Annotated in this window: 19 protein-coding genes; 9 read left to right on the forward strand and 10 right to left on the reverse strand. The window is 67.2% G+C overall.

Annotated features, from left to right (window positions below; genetic code table 11):
- Positions 1-49 precede the first annotated feature (49 nt).
- Positions 50-1180 carry a 2'-deoxycytidine 5'-triphosphate deaminase gene (locus ASF26_RS04880; protein WP_056250334.1) on the forward strand — a complete coding sequence of 377 codons (1131 nt, stop codon included), beginning with the start codon at positions 50-52 and terminating at the stop codon, positions 1178-1180.
- Positions 1181-1279: 99 nt separating this feature from the next.
- On the opposite strand, the gene ASF26_RS04885 is transcribed toward ASF26_RS04880, so the two are convergent.
- From ASF26_RS04885 to ASF26_RS04910, 6 genes are all read right to left on the reverse strand, one after another.
- A complete protein-coding gene (locus tag ASF26_RS04885) occupies positions 1280-2128 on the reverse strand; it encodes a hypothetical protein (protein ID WP_082477515.1) in 849 nt (282 codons plus the stop codon).
- Between the two features lie 641 nt (positions 2129-2769).
- A complete protein-coding gene (locus ASF26_RS04890; protein WP_156462867.1) occupies positions 2770-4179 on the reverse strand; it encodes a calcium-binding protein in 1410 nt (469 codons plus the stop codon).
- A gap of 531 nt (positions 4180-4710) precedes the next feature.
- Complete coding sequence (locus ASF26_RS23035; protein WP_200925883.1) at positions 4711-4926, reverse strand: hypothetical protein; 216 nt, start codon at positions 4924-4926, stop codon at positions 4711-4713.
- A 415-nt stretch (positions 4927-5341) separates the two neighbouring features.
- Positions 5342-6346: an Hsp33 family molecular chaperone gene (locus ASF26_RS04900; protein ID WP_056250525.1), complete on the reverse strand. Its 1005-nt coding sequence runs from the start codon at positions 6344-6346 to the stop codon at positions 5342-5344.
- A 399-nt stretch (positions 6347-6745) separates the two neighbouring features.
- Positions 6746-7714: an ornithine carbamoyltransferase gene (gene argF, locus ASF26_RS04905; protein WP_244475829.1), complete on the reverse strand. Its 969-nt coding sequence runs from the start codon at positions 7712-7714 to the stop codon at positions 6746-6748.
- A 56-nt stretch (positions 7715-7770) separates the two neighbouring features.
- Positions 7771-8964: an aspartate aminotransferase family protein gene (locus ASF26_RS04910; RefSeq protein ID WP_056250339.1), complete on the reverse strand. Its 1194-nt coding sequence runs from the start codon at positions 8962-8964 to the stop codon at positions 7771-7773.
- A gap of 341 nt (positions 8965-9305) precedes the next feature.
- Between ASF26_RS04910 and ASF26_RS04915 the strand changes: the two genes are divergently transcribed.
- The 7 genes from ASF26_RS04915 to ASF26_RS04945 all read left to right on the forward strand — a co-directional run bounded on the left by ASF26_RS04915 (position 9306) and on the right by ASF26_RS04945 (position 14325).
- Positions 9306-9779 (forward strand): RidA family protein, encoded by a 474-nt coding sequence (locus tag ASF26_RS04915; protein ID WP_056250341.1) that lies wholly within the window; start codon positions 9306-9308, stop codon positions 9777-9779.
- 2 nt (positions 9780-9781) lie between these two features.
- The gene (locus tag ASF26_RS04920; protein WP_056250343.1) at positions 9782-10534 is read left to right on the forward strand and encodes a glycerophosphodiester phosphodiesterase; all 753 of its coding nucleotides are present in this window, start codon (positions 9782-9784) and stop codon (positions 10532-10534) included.
- A 39-nt stretch (positions 10535-10573) separates the two neighbouring features.
- Positions 10574-10852: a hypothetical protein gene (locus tag ASF26_RS04925; RefSeq protein ID WP_056250345.1), complete on the forward strand. Its 279-nt coding sequence runs from the start codon at positions 10574-10576 to the stop codon at positions 10850-10852.
- A 1-nt stretch (position 10853) separates the two neighbouring features.
- Positions 10854-11360, forward strand: a complete 507-nt coding sequence (locus tag ASF26_RS04930; RefSeq protein WP_056250347.1) for a hypothetical protein — start codon at positions 10854-10856, stop codon at positions 11358-11360.
- A 63-nt stretch (positions 11361-11423) separates the two neighbouring features.
- Positions 11424-12683, forward strand: a complete 1260-nt coding sequence (locus ASF26_RS04935) for a GNAT family N-acetyltransferase (protein ID WP_056250348.1) — start codon at positions 11424-11426, stop codon at positions 12681-12683.
- Positions 12680-13840, forward strand: coding sequence for a M20 aminoacylase family protein (locus tag ASF26_RS04940; RefSeq protein WP_056250350.1), 1161 nt, complete (start codon positions 12680-12682; stop codon positions 13838-13840). Before ASF26_RS04935 ends, ASF26_RS04940 begins: the two co-directional genes overlap by 4 nt.
- A complete protein-coding gene (locus ASF26_RS04945) occupies positions 13837-14325 on the forward strand; it encodes a glutathione peroxidase (RefSeq protein WP_056250353.1) in 489 nt (162 codons plus the stop codon). Before ASF26_RS04940 ends, ASF26_RS04945 begins: the two co-directional genes overlap by 4 nt.
- 3 nt (positions 14326-14328) lie before the next feature.
- Here ASF26_RS04945 and ASF26_RS04950 read toward each other — a convergent pair whose 3' ends face one another.
- Positions 14329-15273 carry a cation diffusion facilitator family transporter gene (locus ASF26_RS04950; protein WP_056250355.1) on the reverse strand — a complete coding sequence of 315 codons (945 nt, stop codon included), beginning with the start codon at positions 15271-15273 and terminating at the stop codon, positions 14329-14331.
- A gap of 112 nt (positions 15274-15385) precedes the next feature.
- Between ASF26_RS04950 and ASF26_RS04955 the strand changes: the two genes are divergently transcribed.
- Positions 15386-15832, forward strand: a complete 447-nt coding sequence (locus tag ASF26_RS04955; protein WP_056250357.1) for an HIT family protein — start codon at positions 15386-15388, stop codon at positions 15830-15832.
- Positions 15833-15836: 4 nt separating this feature from the next.
- On the opposite strand, the gene ASF26_RS04960 is transcribed toward ASF26_RS04955, so the two are convergent.
- The 3 genes from ASF26_RS04960 to ASF26_RS04970 form a co-directional block, all read right to left on the reverse strand.
- The gene (locus tag ASF26_RS04960) at positions 15837-16232 is read right to left on the reverse strand and encodes a PilZ domain-containing protein (RefSeq protein WP_056250359.1); all 396 of its coding nucleotides are present in this window, start codon (positions 16230-16232) and stop codon (positions 15837-15839) included.
- Positions 16233-16322: 90 nt separating this feature from the next.
- Positions 16323-16550: a hypothetical protein gene (locus ASF26_RS04965; RefSeq protein ID WP_056250361.1), complete on the reverse strand. Its 228-nt coding sequence runs from the start codon at positions 16548-16550 to the stop codon at positions 16323-16325.
- Positions 16551-16616: 66 nt separating this feature from the next.
- Positions 16617-18674: an NAD(+) synthase gene (locus ASF26_RS04970; RefSeq protein WP_056250363.1), complete on the reverse strand. Its 2058-nt coding sequence runs from the start codon at positions 18672-18674 to the stop codon at positions 16617-16619.
- Positions 18675-18792: the final 118 nt, after the last annotated feature.

An 18792-nucleotide genomic window follows, 5' to 3' on the forward strand; every position in this document is an offset into this window, starting at 1 on the left:
AACCCCAGCCGGGGAAGGCGGCCCAGTGCGGAGCGGGCGACGCGAGACCATGCCGGATACCAACCAGGACACGGCGCCGACGAGCCCGCCCTCTCCCCTCAGCGACCGGTCCGGGGGCATTCTGGCGGCGCAAGGGATCCAGGCCCTGCATGCCGCCGGCGCCATCCTCCCCGAAACCCCCTTCGCCGCCGATCAGGTCCAGCCGGCGAGCCTCGATCTGCGCCTGGGGTCCCGCGCCTTCCGGGTCCGCACGAGCTTCCTGCCCGGTGCCCGCCCGGTCTCCGCCTGTATCGCGGCCTTCGCCCTTCATGAGATCGACCTGACCGCCGGCGCGGTGCTGGAGACCGGCTGCGTCTACATCGCCGAATTGCAGGAGACCCTGGCCCTTCCGGCGGACGTGGCGGCCAGCGCGAACCCGAAAAGCTCCACCGGCCGCATCGACGTGTTCACCCGCGTCATCACTGACCGGGGCCAGGCCTTCGACCAGGTCGAGGCGGGATACCGGGGCCGGCTCTATGCCGAAATCTCGCCGCGCACTTTCCCGGTGCGCGTCCGTACCGGGTCACGCCTGTCGCAGATCCGCTTCCGCCGGGGAGAGCCACGCCTCACCGACGCCGAACTCGCCTCGCTTCATGCGGCCACGCCGCTCGTGGGCTCAGCCAACCCGTCCTTCCAGGGTGGCATCGCCGTCTCGGTGGATCTCGCCGGCTTCGAAGGGCTCATTGGTTATCGCGCCAAGCGCCATACAGGCCTCGTCGATGTCGACGCGCCGGGCCGGCACCGGACCGCGGATTTCTGGGAGCCGCTGGCCGCCGACGGCTCTGGCGCGCTGATCCTCGATCCCGGCCAGTTCTACATCCTCGCCTCCAAGGAAGCGGTGCAGGTGCCGCCGGATTTCGCCGCCGAGATGGTGCCGTTCGATCCGCTGGTGGGTGAGTTCCGGGTCCATTACGCCGGCTTCTTCGACCCCGGCTTCGGCTATGCCGGGGCAGGGGGAGCCGGCGCGCGGGCGGTGCTCGAAGTGCGCTCGCGCGACGTCCCGTTCCTGCTGGAGGACGGTCAGATCGTCGGCCGCCTCGTCTACGAGCGCATGGCCGAGCGCCCCGCCACCCTCTACGGCGCCGATGCCGGGTCGAACTACCAGGCGCAGGGGCTGAAACTGTCGAAACACTTCGCCTGACTCGACCACCGGCCCGAAGGCGGGTCACGAGAAAGGGGGAGGCGGCACGATGTGCCCCCTCCCCCTTACCGTCGTATCATCGTCGGAGGCACGTGCGGATCAGTTGCGTCCGCCGGGCATGCCACCCTCGCTTCTGCCGCCCTCACTCCTGCTGCGCTCCGCGCCACCGCTCCGGCCGTTCATGCCGGCCGGCTTTGCGGCGCCGCTCTCGCCACGATCCGCCGCATTGCGGATGCCGCCATCCCGGCTACCCGCCTGGCCGTCTTCGCGACCGGCATTGCGCGTGCCGCCTCGCTCGGCCTCGTTCCCCTGCATGCCGTTGCGTGCGCCGGCCGTACGATTGGCCTCGCCGGCGCGATTGTCGTCGCGGCGCATGCCGCTCTCGCTGCGCATCGTCGCGCGGCCGGACACCCGCTCCCCGCCGCCACGGTAGCGCTCGGTGGTGCGACCGCTCACCGAGACGCTGTCACGACCGCTCCGCACGGTGGTGACGGTGAGGCGCCGGTACTCGGGTGAGCCGTAGACCACCCGCTGACCACGGATGACCACGTAGCGGCCCCCCGAGCGCCGCGGACCCGTCTGCTGGATCGTGACCAGACGCCGGTATTCGGGCGAGCCGTAGACGACGCGCTGACCGCGGATGACCACGTAGCGCCGACGGCCGTTCTGGACATAACGATCCCCGCCCCGGCGCTCGACCACGACGAGCCGGCGGTATTGCGGCGATCCGTAGACGACCCTCTGCCCGCGGATCGTCACGTACCGGCCGGACCGCTGGCCGCCGTCGAAGCGGCCGCTGACGCGGGTCGTGTTCCGCTCGATGCTGCGGCTCTCACGCATGTCGGAACGATCGCGGCTCATGCGTCCCCGGGACTCGGTCCGCATCGACCGGCCCTCGTCGCGCATGCCCTGACGGTCTCCGCCATCACGCCCGCCCTGGCGGGTCATGTCCTGGTTCCGTGATCCGCCCCCAGTCGAATCGCCGCCGGAGGATTCCTTCCGCGCCGCGCTCGCGTCGCGGCTTTCCGTTGCGCGCTGTGCCCCGCCCCGTTCGGCATTCGCGGCACCGCCGCGACCGCCCTGCCCGCTTTCGACACTTTCGCGCGCGCCGGCGCCTGCCGATCCCGCGCCTGAACTGCTCGATCCCCCGACTGCCGCGCCCTGCGCGAAGACAGATGTCGAGAACAGCAATGCTGCAAGACCCAGTCCGAATTTTGTCATGGACGTTTCTCCCATAGCTTTCGAGCCATCGAAACGTCGCACGTGGCAAAACCGTTCAATCGATTGAGCGAATGATCGAGTGCCTTGCGTGGTCTGGCTGCTCTGCAACCAGGGATTTTGGGGGTATCTTGTTGATTTGGGGTGGCGAGTATTGATGATCCACGGAGTAAGGCTTAGCTTTGCTGTCGTGGGGCGATCATGCCCGGCCGCCGGGCTGCACACAGTCCCGGCCTGCCGTCCCTGGATGAAGGCCGTGTAGGGCCGCCGGGTCGATGTCGTAGCGCCGCGAGAGGCCATATGAACCCGGCAAAAAGCCCGGCGCGGAATATTCCCGGCCGGGCTCGGTCAGACCAACCGGCGACGATGTGTCAGATCGTCAGGAACCCGAAATCGTCCGCCTGGAGGGACGATGCGTCCACGTCGTGAAGGATGATCTTGTTGCCGGTTGCGCTGCCCGTAAACGTGATCAGGGTGTGCGGCCCATCATTCAACTGGCCGATCCGGATCTGGTCGAAGCTGCTCACGAGTGCCGACACGTCGAAGTGATCGGTCCCTGCCTTGAAGCCGTAGACGTTGTCGCGACCGAATCCCGCCTGAAAAAGGAAGGTGTCTTCCCCCGAGCCGGCGAAGATCTTGTCGGCGCCAGCCCCGCCCTCGATCGTATCGCTACCCTTGCCTGCGTAGATGCGGTCGTTGCCGGAACCGCCGACGAGCTCCACGCCGTGGTCTGCCGTGGACTGGGAGGTGATCTTCGTTCCGGTGCTCACGGCGGACATGTCGAGATGCGTGTCGCCGCGAACGAAGACGGCTTCGACACCGGTGAACGCGCCCTGCGTGAGGCTCACGGAACCGCCGCCCATGGCGATGAGGACGTCTTTTCCAGCCCCACCATCGATGCTGGTGGGGGTATCGGACACGACAAGCCTGTCATCACCATCCATCCCGCTCAGGCTGTCACCACCGCCATTCCCATTGAGGGTGTTGGCCTCATCATCACCGGTCAGGCTATCCGCGAGTTTGCTGCCGATGAGATTCTCCATGCCGCGGAAGGTATCACCTTCGGCATCGCCTCCTGACGCGGTCCCAAGCAGAAGGTCGACGGTCACGCCGAATTGAGAATGAACGTAGCTTGCCGTATCGATTCCGCTGCGGCCATAGAGGGTATCCGCACCAGCGCCACCTTCGAAAAGGTCATTCGTATCGTTGCTCCCGAAGAGAACATCGTCGTAGGCGCTACCTCGAACATTCGAGATATCGCTGAAAGAATCGACGAGAATGGCTTCGTCGAAATCGGTCGCGCGCCCGTCTTCCATGTCCAACTTGATGCCGGACCAGCGTCCGGGTTCATACTGGGTCGGCGCAGCAAAGTGTTCGTAGCTGATCGTATCGTTTCCGCCGTTGCCTTGGATGGTATTTTCGCCCAGGCCACCCTCCAGGATGTCGCTGCCGCCGCCACCCTTCAAGGAATCGTCACCGGAGCCGCCAATGAGTACGTCCCCTGGATCGCCGCCCCAAAGCGTCAGGCCACTCGTGAGGTCGGAAAAATCGACGTAAATACCGTCCTCGTTGGGATTGAGCGGCTGTTGCTCGACGGGCGGAGCATTCGTAACCAGTAGCGATTCCTGAGTGCCGTTTGTAAGGAAATATTCAAAATCAGAATTCGGTGCAATTTGGACATTGTTTTGATTGGTCAGAACGACTGGCCCATCGGGTATAATAGCTTCGAAGCTGGATGCCTCGTTGTAGTCGCCGCCTTTTGTGTATCTGATCGTGGACATGATGAGCCTTGATTCGTAGCGCCTCTTTTGTAGGTGTCAGATATCGCCGCGAAAGTTGAATATTGTGTAACCGTCACTCCGTGCGTGCTCGCAAGACGGCGCCCGCGCGAATGCACGACATATGCTGATGTAGCAGTCGGAATGGCGATGCTGTAAGATCACTTGAGGAGCCGTCGAGGAGCTTCTCATGGAAATCGTCATCGTAAGACGATGGTGCGTCGATTGATGTGATTGAAGCATGCCGTCAATCGGATCGACACTGTTGCGATACTGTCAAACCTGATTGACGACTCGCGTCCATCTTGCGATTAATGTGACCGGAGACGAAATCGTTCACCGATAGACGGACGGGGCGGGTCGTTCCGTCGGGGTAGTGGCGCTTGAAATATAGTGTCTGCTAGTCGCTGATGAGCTTGCGGGCCTCGCCGACCAGGCGTTGAACACCAGGCATTCCCCTGCCAGGCTGTCTTCGTAGGACAGCGCGAGCCGGCCCTCGACCCATGCCTCGGCCTTGTCTCGGATGGTCAGAGCTCAGCCGACGAAGCCCTGGACTTGGCCCGTGTCATCGATGGCAAAGCAGTAATGGCCCCGATCGATCTGGCCCACGAGGATGCGAGACCATTCGCAGAACCGCAGATTGGCGAAGGCCGGCTTCAGCATGAGGTAACTGACGGCGAGGCCGAGGGAGACGGCGGGCTGGTCGGGCCGTAACAACCGCAATGCCGGCAGAGGTGTGTTCGCTGTCATCTGGCGTCCTTCCCTCAGGCCAGGGTTCGATTTTCATGAGAAACTCGAATCAAGTCGCCAATGAGAAAGACTTGAGCTTGCGTTAGGGAGTATAGTCAAATCAAGGCGATGCTGTAGATATGCATGGCCCCGATCAAGGATACCGGTGTCTTTTGGTCTCCCGACAAGAAGGGCGGCTCCGGCGTGTTTCCGCGATGAAATTACGTCGGTCTGTGTGAACGTCCGACCCCCTCGTCGTTCGGAGGGATCGAACGAGGTCTTGTCGTTGTACGGATCTCGGCTCTGGATTCCGGGCCTGCGGAGCGGCGCCCTGAATCGAAAGCCGACTTGCGGTGACACGACATTTCGTTGGCGGTTACCCGTCGTACGCATCTACTCAGGTCCACGGTGCCTGTGACCCCATCGCGAAAACGCCTCAGGCGGGATCGTCGGTCCCAGCTTCGATGTCGGCCGGGTCGATGTCGTAGCGGCGCGAGCAGAACTCGCAGGTGATGCCGATGCGCCCGTCCTCGGCGATCATGTCCCGGCGTTCCTGGGGCGAGAACGAGCGGATCATCCCCATCACACGCTCCGGCGAGCACCGGCAGCGCTCGTGGATGCCCTGCGGCTCGAACACTCGCACGCCGCGCTCGTGGAAGAGCCGATAGAGCAGCCGCTCGGAGGAGACCTCTGGATCGACCAGTTCGTGGTCTTCCACCGTGTTGACGAGGCTGCGCGCCTCCACCCAGGCATCGTCCTCCGGTGCCGCGCCCGGATCGAAATGGGCGTGGCCCTCGGGGATGTCGCCGGGGGGGAGGTCGGCGAGGCGGGCGCGGTCGATGGATTGCGGCAGGAACTGGATCAGCAGCCCGCCGGCGCGGTAGGTCTTGTCGCCGCCCGCGAATTGCTCGGCCACCGCGAGGCGGACCTGGGTCGGGATCTGCTCGGATTGGCGGAAATACTGGTGGGCCGCCTCTTCCAGGCTCTGGCCGTCCAGGGCCACCACGCCCTGGTAGCGACTGAACTCGTTGCCCTGGTCGATGGTCATGGCGAGGTGGCCCTGCCCGATCAGGTCGGCATCCTTGAGAGGGGCGCTCCCCAGAGCTTCGATCCGCGCGGCGTCGAACCGCGCCGTGGCGCGCAGGCGGTCCGGCGCCTCGAAATCCACCACGATCATCTCCACCGGACCATCGGTCTTGGTCTGGAGCTGGAACCGGCCCTCGAACTTCAGGGACGAGCCCAGCAGCACGGTGAGCGCCGCCGCCTCACCCAGCAGACGCGCCACCGGGTCGGGATAGCCGTGGCGGCGCAGGATGGTGTCGACGCTGGGGCCGAGCCGGACCACGCGACCTCGCACGTCCAGCGCCTCCACAGAGAACGGCAGGGCGACGTCGTCGGCGCCTTCGATGATCGTGGGGGAAATCTCGTGTCCGGAGGTCATGGCCTCTCCATGTCTCTTGCCATCCGGTCCGCGGACCGAACGCATTGGCCCGATTCTCGATCTCGACCTCATCCTGAGGCGCCGTAGCAAAGCGAAGGCCTCGAAGGAGGCCTCCAGTTCGCGCGACGAACACTGGAAATCTCCTTCGAGGCCGCTTCGCGGCACCTCAGGGTGACGTCGCGCGGGGGATGAGCAACGCTGCGAGGATCGCGACTGTCTGCATCGTCGAGTATGGCACTCGACCGCCTACCGTGCATCCAGGACCGGATATAGGGATGAGCTCGCCGTTTCACACGGCCTTCCGCCCCGCGCGAACACCACATCCGCCACCGGCGCAGTCGGAAGGTCTCGACCGAGATCGTCGTCAGCGGATATGGGCGAGCGCGTCCGGGCCGTTCCTCACGCCCCCAGGCACCAAGCCAGAATGCCCTTCTGCGCGTGGAGCCGGTTCTCGGCCTCGTCGAACACCACCGAGCGTGGGCCGTCCATGATCTCGGCGGTCACCTCCTCGCCGCGATGGGCGGGGAGGCAGTGCATGAAGATCGCATCGTTCTTGGCCGCCGCCATCAGCTTGGCGTTGACCTGATAGGGCGACAGCAGGTTGTGGCGGTAATGCTCGTCGTCGTCGCCCATGGAGACCCAGCAATCGGTGACGACGGCATCCGCCCCGTCCACCGCCTCGAAGGCGTCGGTGGTGACGTTGATGCGCGCGCCCTCGGCCCTGGCCCAGGCGAGGAGGGCCGGCGGCGCCGACAGTTCGAGGGGGGCGGCGATGTTGAGGGTGAAGTCGAACCGCGCCGCCGCGTGCACCCAGGAGGCCAGCACGTTGTTGGCGTCCCCCGACCAGGCGATGGTGCGCCCCTGGATCGGCCCGCGATGCTCCTCGAAGGTCAGCACGTCGGCCATGATCTGGCAGGGATGCGAGACCTTGGTCAGGGCGTTGATCACCGGTACCTCGGCAAAGTCGGCCAGTTCCAGCATCGTGTCGTGGTCGAGGATGCGGATCATGATCGCGTCGACGTAGCGCGACAGCACGCGGGCGGTGTCGCCCACTGTCTCGCCACGGCCGAGCTGCATCTCGCTGCCCGTCAGCATCAGCGTCTCGCCGCCGAGCTCGCGCATGGCGACGTCGAAGGAGACGCGGGTGCGGGTAGAGGGCCGGTCGAACACCATCGCCAGCATCTTGCCCGTCAGCGGGCGCTCGGCGGCGATCTCGCCCTTGCGGCGACGGCCCTTCATCGCGGCCGCGGAGGTCAGGACGGCACGCAGATCCTCGCCGGAGAAGTCCTTCAGGTCGAGGAAGTGGCGGGGCCCGGTGGCGGTCCCGTTGGTCTGGGGAATCATCGGCTCGTTCTTCGTGTTGGGCATATCGGTCGTGCCGGCGTCGCGGTCCGGCGACGAGGCCGGACCCGGACGGCCATGCGTTACTCCGCGGCTCCGCGCATCTGCGCGCCGAGCCGTCCGGCCGTGGCGTCGAGGCGCTCGACCGCCTCGGCCACGTCCGCCTCGGAGACGATCAACGGCGGCAAGAGTCGGACCACGTTGTCGCCGGCGGGAATCACCAGCAGGCGCTCGTCGCGCGCCGCCGCGGTGAAGGCGGTGTTGGGCACGCCAAGCTTGAGCCCCAGGATGAGGCCGGTGCCGCGAATCTCCGAGATCACCCCCGGATGCCGGTCGATGACGGCGCCGAGACGCTGCTTGAGGAGAAGGCCCATCCGCAGGACGTGGTCGAGGAAGCCGTCGGCGAGCACCACGTCGAGGACGGCGTTGCCCACCGCCATGGCCAGCGGATTGCCGCCGAAGGTGGTGCCGTGGCTCCCCGCCGTCATGCCGCGCGCGGCTTCCGCCGTGGCGAGGCAGACGCCGAGGGGGAACCCGCCGCCGATGCCCTTGGCCGCGCTCATAATGTCGGGGGTGACGCCCGCCCATTCATGGGCGAACAGGCGGCCCGTGCGGCCGACGCCGGTCTGGACCTCGTCCATGATGAGAAGGAGGCCGTGCTCGTCGCAGAGCGCCCGCAGGCCGCGCAGCATCTCGGTGGGCACCGTGCGGATGCCGCCCTCCCCCTGGATCGGCTCGATCATCAGGGCGGCCGTCTCCGGGCCGATCGCCGCCACCAGCGCGTCGTGATCGCCGAAGGGCACCTGGTCGAACCCGTCCACCTTCGGGCCGAAGCCGTCGATGTACTTCTGCTGCCCGCCCGCCGCGATGGTGGCCAGCGTCCGCCCGTGGAATGCGCCCTCGAAGGTGACGATGCGGAAGCGCTCCGGGTGTCCGCCCGCCGCGTGGTACTTGCGCGCCATCTTGATGGCGGCCTCGTTGGCCTCGGCCCCGGAATTGGCGAAGAACGCCACGTCCGCGAAGGTCGCGTCCACGAGCCGCCGGCCGAGGCGCTCACCCTCGGGGATCTCGAACAGGTTGGAGGTGTGCCACAGCTTCTGCGCCTGGCTGGTCAGCGCCTCCACGAGGTGCGGATGGGCGTGGCCGAGGGCGTTGACGGCGATGCCGGCGCCGAAATCGAGATATCGCTCGCCGTCGCGCGTCACGAGCCAGGCGCCCTCTCCGCGCTCGAAGGCGATCGGAGCCCGGGCGTAGGTCGGCAGAAGGGCGGATGTCACGATCCCGACTTCCCATCGTCAAAGCGGGCACGCGGATTGGCCGCGGCACCAAATGAAAGTGCCGCCTCGAAACCGGGCGGCACCGCTGTGATTACTAGAGAATTGGCCGGTTCTGTCAATGATCGGCCGGGTTCATATGCCTGACATGCCTGAGGGTTAAGCTGTGCGCGAGGACACGATCCGGCGGTCCCGTTGATGGTCCTGCGATGCCCGCGCGGCGGGTGCGGCTCGGGTGGCCGGGAACGCGGCTCGCAGCTTGCGCGGTTCGGAGCAAGTGTGCTCTGTCCCGCCCCGTCGGGCGTGCCCCCGAGAATGGCATGCCTTCAGGGAAGGACGGACGGATGAGCACGGTCAAGGAACGCCTGGATGCCCTCGGCCTGGTGCTGCCGAAAGCCGCGGCCCCGGTGGCGAATTACGTACCCTTCATCCGCACCGGCAATCTGGTGATCATCTCCGGCCAGATCTGCTTCGGAGCCGACGGCAAGCTCGCCGTTGCCCACAAGGGCAAGCTCGGCGCCGAGATTTCCCCGGAGGCCGGCATCGCCGCCGCCCGGCTCTGCGCCCTCAACGTTCTGGCGCAGGTGCAGGCGGCCGTGGGCGATCTCGACCGCGGCGTCGTGCAATGCCTGCGCCTCGGCGGCTTTATCAATGCCGTGCCGACCTTCGCCGGCCTCGCCGGGATCATGAACGGCGCCTCCGACCTGATGGTCGAGGTTCTGGGCGATCGCGGCCGGCACGCACGCTCCACCGTGGGCGTCGCCGAACTGCCCCTCGACGCCGCCGTCGAGGTGGAGGCGATGTTCGAGGTGAAGTGAGGATGGGGTCGAACGCCCCCGCCTGGCTCACCGCGACGCCCATCGCCCATCGCGGCCTACACGACCGCGCCGCCGGCATCCCCGAGAACACCCTGGCGGCGGTGAAAGCCGCCATCGCCGGCGGCTACGCCATCGAGTGCGACGTGCAGCTCAGCGCCGACGGCGAGGCGATGGTGTTCCACGACGAGGCGCTCGGGCGCCTCACCGGCGCCGTCGCCCTCGTGGCCGAGACGCGGACGGACGCCCTCCGGTCCCTGGCGGTGGCCGGCTCGCCCGAGACGATCCCTACCCTCCCCGACACCCTCGCCACCATCGCCGGCCGAGTGCCCCTCGTGGTCGAGGTCAAGTCGCGCTTCACCGGCGACCTGCGCCTCGTCGAGCGCGTGGCCGCCATCGTCTCAGGGTATGACGGCCCGGTGGCGGTGAAGTCCTTCGACCCGGCACTGATCGTGGCCTTCGCCGCTCTGGCACCCGACATCCCGCGCGGAATCGTCGGCGAGACCGCCCAGGACGATCCGGCCTATGCACTGATGCCGGAGAGCCTGCGGCGCTCGCTCTCCGACCTGCTGCATCTCGGGGCGAGTCGCCCCGACTTCCTGTCCTGGCGCGTGGACGACCTGCCCTGTGCCGCGACCTATCTCTGCCGCCATCTCGGCCAGATGCCGGTGATGACCTGGACGGTGCGCAATCCCGACCAGCGCCAACGCGCGCACGAGCATGCCGACCAGATGGTGTTCGAGGGGTTTCGGCCCTGAGGGTTTGACGCATCGCGCCATCGGGACCACATTCGCTGCATGGCACAGCTTCCCATCCACCGCATCGAGGAAATCGGGCTGGCGGCCGCCCGAGCCATTGCCGGTGGGCAGGTCCGGGCGATCAGGGTTCGTCCCGCCCTCGATTCTGGGGACGAACCTGCGTACTTCATGTCCTTTCTCTCCGAGACCAGCCAGACTGGGCGGCCGGAGGTTCTCTTGGACATCGCCCACAAGGTCCGGGATGAACTGATCGAGAACGGCGACGAATCCTATCCCTACATCCGCCTCGTGACGCAGGATGAGTGGGGCGTCCGGTGAGATGCTCGATCCTCGTGAGCTTCTCGATCTCGCAACGGAGCTCGCGACGTCGTCGGGGAGCGCGGGCCAGAACCCGGCGCGGCGATGCAGGGCCGTCTCCACGGCCTATTACGCCTTGTTTCACGCGCTTCTGCGCCGCGCGGCTGATGAGTTCGTGGGCAGGCGCCATCAGGGTGAGGCGAGTTATACGCTCCTGTACCGCGGCTTCGCCCACGCCCGGATGAAGCAGGTATGCGAGGAGCTCGATAAGCCGAGCTTGCGCCCTGTCTACCGTGACAAGCTGAAACGAGCCGCCGTCAGTCCTGCCGTGCGCTACCTCGCAACTTCCTTCGTCGAGTTGCAGGAAGCTCGGCACCGGGCCGATTACGATCCGGAGGCTGCCACCAGCGACGCGGACGCCGCGCGTGCCTGCCTGCTGGCGGATTTCGGGATGAAGAGCCTCGACCAGGCCGATACGGCCGAGATCCGCGATATCCTGGCGTTGATGCTTATGGATCAGCGCCGATAGATCCGTCTCCCCGCGCGCATCGCGCACGCTTGTCCCCTCGCCCGACAGGGTTAGATTGCGGTCATGGAAAAGACCGGACCGGTAGCCGAGCCAGAGCTGGATCCCGCACCGACCCTGCAGGTGCGCGCGGTCACCGGCCTCGCCGAGATCCCGGCGACGGAGTGGGATGCCTGCGCCACGTCGCCCGAGACCCTGGCGGCGGGGGACGAGACCCACAATCCCTTCGTCTCCCACGCCTTCCTCTCGGCGCTGGAGGATTCGGGCTGCGTCTCGCGCAGGACCGGGTGGCTGCCCCTGCATGTGGCGGTGGAACGCGAGGGGCGGCTCGTCGGTGTCGCGCCCTGCTATCTCAAATCGCACAGCCAGGGCGAATACGTGTTCGACCATGGCTGGGCCGATGCCTACGAGCGCGCGGGCGGGGCGTATTACCCCAAGCTCCAGATCAGCGTGCCGTTCACGCCGGTCACCGGCCCGCGTTTCCTCATCGCGCCGGGCCAGGACGTGACCGAGGCCGCTTCCGCGCTGATCGCCGGGCTACGCGCGCTCCGGGCGGAGACCAAGGCCTCCTCGATCCACGTCACCTTCATGCAGGAGCGGGAATGGGAACAGGCCGGCGCGCTGGGGCTCCTCCAGAGGCTCGACCAGCAGTTCCATTGGGACAATGCCGGCTATGCCGGGTTCGAGGATTTCCTCGGGGCGCTCTCCTCGCGCAAGCGCAAGGCGATCCGGCGCGAGCGCCGCGACGCCCTGAGCCAGGGCATCACCATCGAGCACATCACCGGGGCCGACCTGACCCCGGCCCATTGGGATGCGTTCTACGAGTTCTACGCCGATACGGGCGCGCGCAAATGGGGCCGGCCCTATCTCAACCGCGCGTTCTTCGGCCTCATCGGCGAGCGCATGCCGGAGCGCATCCTGCTCATCATGGCCAAGCGGGAGGGTCGCTACGTCGCCGGCGCCATCAACCTGATCGGCGATGTGGCGCTCTACGGCCGCAACTGGGGCTGCGTCGAGGACCACCCGTTCCTGCATTTCGAGGTCTGCTACTATCAGGCCATCGATTACGCGATCCGGCACGGGCTCAAGCGGGTCGAGGCCGGGGCGCAGGGGGAGCACAAGCTCACCCGCGGCTACCGGCCGGTGCTGATGCATTCGGCTCACGACATCGCCGATCCCGCCCTGCGCCGCGCCGTCGCCGATTATCTCCGCCGCGAGCGCGACCACGTGCTCGAGGCGGCCTCGGTGCTCGGTGAGATGACCCCGTTTCGCCGGGACTGCACGATGGCCGATCCCGAGACCGAAAAGGACGAAGAGCGCCCATGAGCCCGATCGACCGTATCAAGGACTTCGCCGACGAGCTCACGGCGATCCGCCGGGACATCCATGCTCATCCCGAGATCGGTTTCGAGGAGGTGCGGACCTCGAACCTCGTGGCCGAGCAACTCGCGAGCTACGGCATCGAGGTTCATCGCGGGCTAGGCGGAACGGGGCTCGTCGGCGTGCTGCAGGGGCGCTCGGCCAACGGCCGCCGCATTGGGTTGCGGGCGGAGATGGACGCGCTGCCGATCGAGGAGGAGACCAACCTCCCCCATCGCTCCACCATTCCGGGCAAGATGCACGCCTGCGGCCATGACGGCCACACCACCATGCTGCTCGGCGCGGCCCGCTATCTCGCCGAGACGCGGGATTTCGACGGCACCGCTCTGTTCGTGTTCCAGCCGGCGGAGGAGGGACTCGGGGGCGCCCGCGCCATGCTGGCCGACGGGCTGTTCGAGCGCTTCCCCTGCGACGAGATCTACGGGCTCCACAACACCCCCAGCGGCCCGCACGGCAAGCTGAAGATCCGCCCCGGGCCGATGATGGCGGCGGCGGACTTCTTCGATATCCGCATCACCGGGCGCGGGGCCCACGCGGCCGAACCCCATCGCGGGCTGGATTCCATCGTGGCGGCCGCGGCCCTCGTCCAGGCGCTGCAATCCATCGTCTCGCGCAATGCCGACCCGCTGAAGAGCGCCGTCCTTTCGGTGACCCAGATCCATGCGGGCGCGGCCTATAACGTCATTCCCGAAGGCGCCCATCTCGCCGGCACGGTCCGGACCTTCGATGCGGGCCTGCGGGCGCTCGTCTCACGCCGCATCCGCGAGGTCGCGCAGGGCATCGCCCTCGCCCATGGAGCCGAGATCGGGGTGGAGATCCGCGACACGTTCTCGGTGCTGGAAAACAGCGCCGCCCATGCCGCCGCGGCGGCCGACATCGCCCGCGAGATCTTCGGGTCCGAGGGTGTCGACGACGACACGGTGCCGCGCATGGGCAGCGAGGATTTCGCCGACATGCTGATGGTGGTGCCGGGGGCCTATGCCTGGATCGGCGGGACGCCGGGGCCGGGCCTCCACAACGCTGCGTTCGATTTCGACGACAGCATCATTCCCCTGGGCAGCTCCTACCTCGCCCGCCTCGTCGAGAAGCGCACCGCCGCATGACCAGCCTGTTCGATTTCGCCCCCAAGGCCGCCGACGGCACGCCCTATCCCCTCGACCAGCACCGGGGGCAGGTCGTGCTCGTGGTCAACACCGCCTCGAAATGCGGCTTCACCCCGCAATACGAGGGGCTGGAGGCGCTCTGGCGCAAGCACCGCGAGGGGGGGCTCGTGGTGCTCGGCTTCCCCTGCAACCAGTTCGGCGCCCAGGAGCCGGGCGATGCCGGGGAGATCGCGCAATTCTGCAGCCTGACCTACGATGTCAGCTTCCCCGTCCTCGCCAAGGTGGAGGTGAACGGGGCCGGTACCGACCCGGTCTTCGCCCATCTGAAGCAGGAGAAGCCAGGTCTCCTCGGCACCAAGGGCATCAAGTGGAACTTCACCAAGTTCCTGGTGGGCCGTGACGGCAAGGTCATCGGCCGCTACCCGCCCACCGCCAAGCCCGCGGATCTCGAAGGCGACATCGCGAAAGCCCTGGCCGCCGCCTGACCGTCAGGCGGCGGAGTCCTTCGCCTGGATCTCGATGAAGACCCGCTTCACCGCCGGGTTCCGTGCTTTCAGCCGGGCGTCCAGACGGCCGACCATCGCCTCGACCTCGCCGGCCTTGAGGTCGTCCTCCATGTCGAGGCTGACATTCACCAGGATGTCGGAGGGGCCGAGATGCTGGGTCAGCACCGCGTTGACGTGGCGGACGCCCGGTTCCGTCCGCACCGTCTCCTCGATCGCCGCCACGGTCTCGGGGGCGGCCGCCTCGCCGACGAGGAGGCCGTGGGTCTCGATCATCAGGAACAGCGCCATCCCTATCAGGATCACGCCGATGCCGATGGAGGACCAGCCGTCGAGGGCGGGCATCTGCAGCCATTCGGCGAGGATCACGCCGGCCAGGGCCACCATCAGCCCGAGGAGGGCGGCGACATCTTCGATCAGGACCGTGAACAGGGCCGGGTCCTTGCTCCGGCGGATCGCGGTGATCGCCTCCCGGTCGCCCTTCTCGGCCCAGAACGCCTTGAGGGCGACGGCGCAGGAATAGCCCTCGGCCAGCACCGCGAAACCGAGGATGGAAAGGTTGACCCAGAAGCCCGGAATGGTGCGGCCGAAGATGACCGCGTCGGCGGAGGCCTCCGGGTAGTGGATCTTGTGGATGCCCTCGTAGACCGCGAAGGCGCCGCCGCCGAGGAAGATGAACAGCGCGACGATGAAGGCGTAGAAATAGACCTCCCGGCCGTAGCCGAAGGGGAAGCGCGCATCCGCCGGCTTCTTGGCCCGCGACAGGCCGACGAGGAGGAGGATCTGGTTGGCCGTGTCCACCAGGGAATGGACGCCCTCCGCCAGCATCGCCGAGGAACCGGTGAAGAAGGCGCCCACGAACTTCGCCGCCGCGATGGCGAGGTTGGCCCCTGCGGCGGTGTAGATCGCGCCGTTGCTCTCATGCGCCATGCCGGCGAAACTCTCATCGAAGGAACGGCCCCGCGCCGTGGACGCCGGGGGCCAGTCTGTGCAAGGACCGGCCGGAAAACCGCAGACGCATATCCGCGATGGAGACCGGCCCATGCCTTCAAACGTCGAAGCTGCGCAGTACGATCCCGACAACGTCTTCGCGAAGATCCTGCGGGGCGAGATTCCCGCCCATAAGGTCTACGAGGACGAGCATACCCTCGCTTTCATGGACGTCATGCCCCAGGGGCCTGGCCATACCCTGGTGATCCCCAAGTCCCCGGCGCGCGGCCTGCTCGATGCCGATCCGGAATCCCTCGCCGCTACCGTCAGGACCGTGCAGCGCGTCGCCCGCGCGGTGAAGACCGCCTTCGCCGCCGACGGCCTGACGGTCTTCCAGTACAACGAGCCGGCCGGCGGGCAGACGGTGTTCCACCTCCACATCCACATCGTGCCGCGCTTCGACGGCGTGGCGCTGGGCCGGCATACGGGGGGAATGGCCGACAGCGATCTCCTCGGCATCCACGCGGCGCAGATCCGGGCGGCCCTCGACGCGGCGTGAACGATCAGGCGACGCTGGCAGGTGCCGGTGTCGCGGCGATCAGCCGGCGCAATGCGGCGTTCTCGGCTTCGAGTTCAGCAATGCGACGGATCAGGGTCAGCATCGCGGCCGGATCGGCCGGGGGCGGCGGAACCGGAGTGGCGGCTGTGGTCTCGTCCACGAAGGCGACGCCGATGCCGTCGGCACGGCGCCAACGCAGATTCGCCTTATAGGTCCGCTCCTTCTGGGGGATGAAGAGGTCGAACATCTCCGGAAGGGTCGCGGTTTCGGTCAGAGCCAGGCGCGCGCCGATCGACGACAGGTCGCGCACGAGGCAATCCATGCTCGACGCGCCGTTGTTGAAGATGATGCGGCCCTTGAGGAATGTCCTCTGCCGCGCTTCCTTGCGTTTGTCCGACATGACGGCCGGTCTCCGGCTCCGCTTGGTGCGACCGGCCGGACCCTCGCATGAGGTCCCTTAAGGAATGATCGCCGCGATGGGCGAGCCCGCTCAGTTGAACCGCTGGTCCATGGTCTCGAACAGGTAGAAGCCGTTGAAGCGCACCGCCGTGGTCGCGGCCCGCTCGTCGAAATCGGCCGGGGCCTCGGCTTCGTCGCTCAGGCGTCCGCTGAACGCCCAGTTCCGTCCGCTGAGGAAGCTCGGAACGGCACGACTCTCGGGCACTGCGCAGCACAGGCCGCTGACGCTCTTCAGGCAAAACACGTTGTAGCTTTGCATCGGTCGGTCTCCGACTGGCCACCCCGACGCAGCCGATAGTGCCATAATCGGACCGGAGTGTGTCGATCAGTTCTCGGGGACGTTGCGGGCGAGCTCGTCGAGCCAGATCCGGGCATTGCCGTCGGAGGGTGCGCGCCAGTCGCCGCGCGGAGAGAGCGACCCCCCGGCCGCGACTTTCGGGCCGTTGGGCATGGCCGAGCGCTTGAACTGGCTGAAGCCGAAGAATCGCTGCAGGAACACGCCGAGCCAGGAGCGGATCTCCGGCAAGGCGTAGACCTGACGCTTGGCTTCGGGAAAGTCCGGCGGCCATGCGCCACGCTCCGCATCCTCCCAGGCATGAAGGGAGAGGAAGGCGATCTTCGAGGGCCGGAAGCCGTAGCGCAGGGTGTAGAACAGGTTGAAATCCTGCAGCGCGTAGGGGCCGATCTTGGCCTCCGTGCTCTGCGGCGAGCCGCCCTCCTCCGTGGGGACGAGCTCGGGCGAGATCTCGGTGGCGAGGATCGCCTGCAGGGTGGCGTTGGCGCCCTCGCCGATCTGGCCGCTGGCGATGACCCAGCGGATCAGGTGCTGGATCAGGGTCTTGGGCACGCCGGAATTGACGCCGTAATGGCTCATCTGGTCGCCGACGCCGTAAGTGCACCAGCCGAGCGCCAGTTCCGACAGGTCGCCCGTGCCGATGACGATGGCGCCGTTCTGGTTGGCCAGCCGGAACAGGTAATCGGTCCGCAGCCCCGCCTGCACGTTCTCGAAGGTCACGTCGTAGACGGGCTCTCCGCGCCCGAACGGGTGGCCCATATCGGCGAGCATCTGCTGCGCCGCTGGCCGGATGTCGATTTCCCCCGCCGTGGTGCCGAGGGAAGCCATCAGCGCGTGGGCATTGGCCTTGGTGGCGTCCGACGTGGCGAAGCCCGGCAGGGTGTAGGCGAGGATGTCCGTCCGTGGGAGGCCGAGCCTGTCAAAGGCCTTGGCCACGACGATGAGGGCATGGGTCGAATCGAGGCCGCCCGAAATACCGATGACGGCGCGTTTCGTGCCGGTGGCGGCGAGCCGCTGGGCGAGGCCCGCCACCTGGATGTTGTAGGCCTCGTAGCAATCCTGGGCGAGGCGGGCGATGTCGGCCGGCACGAAGGGGAAGCGCTCCACCCTTCGCCTCAGGCCGAGATCGCCCGAGGGCGGATCGAGGCGGAGGCGGATCGTGCGGTAGGACAGCTCGCGCCCGCGCGCATTGTCGTCGAAGCTGCCCGCCTGGAGCCGCTCCTGGGCCAGGAGATCGAGGTCGATATCGGCCAGCGTCGCAACCGGACCGGCGGCGAAACGCTCCCCCTCGGCGAGGCGGATGCCGGCCTCATCGATGCTGGTCTGGCCGTCCCAGGACAGGTCGGTGGTGGATTCGCCGAGGCCCGCCGCCGCATAGACATAGGCGCAGGCGCAGCGCATCGAGGCCGACCGGGTGAGCAGCGCCCGGGAGTCCGCGCGCCCCACGGTGATGGGGCTGCCCGACAGGTTGGCGAGCACGGTGGCGCCGGCCAGGGCCGCATCCGTGCCGGGGGAGGCGGGCACCCAGAGGTCCTCGCAGACCTCGATGCCGAGGGTGAAGCCGGGCAGGTCATCGGCCGAAAACAGCAGGTCCGGGCCGAAGGGGACGACAGTGCCGCCGAGGGTGATCGATTCGCCGAGGAGGCCGGCGCCGGAGGCGAAATGGCGCTTCTCGTAGAATTCCCGGTAATTCGGCAGGTAGCTCTTGGGCACCACGCCGAGCACCCGGCCGCGATGGATGGCGACCGCGCAATTGTAGATCCGGTGGCGCCAGCGAAGGGGCGCGCCGACCACGAGAATGGGTGTCAGCTCGGCCGAGGCCGCGACGATGCGGGTGATCGCCGTCTCTGCCGCGTCGAGGAGGGTCGCCTGCAGCAGCAGGTCCTCGATGGCATAAGACGAGACGCAGAGTTCCGGAAACACGGCGAGGACCGCGCCCTTCCGATGACACTCGCCGGCGAGCGCCAGGATCTCGTCGGCATTGCGCTCAGGATCGGCCGGATGGCTTCGTCCGGCGCACGCCGCCACACGGGCGAAACCGTGACGGTAGAGGGACTTGAAGGCGGTACTTTGTGTCGTTTCGGCCAAGGGGCGGGGTGCCTCTCGCAAGGGTGACGCAGCGTCCGCGGCGCACGGGGCTGAGCGGGCAGGCTCCGCCGAGGGAAACCCGTTTGATCCGAGACGCTTCATCGGGTTCCCTCATCTA

Origin of the sequence: Methylobacterium sp. Leaf93 (genome assembly GCF_001422345.1) — a bacterium.
Lineage (GTDB): Bacteria > Pseudomonadota > Alphaproteobacteria > Rhizobiales > Beijerinckiaceae > Methylobacterium > Methylobacterium bullatum.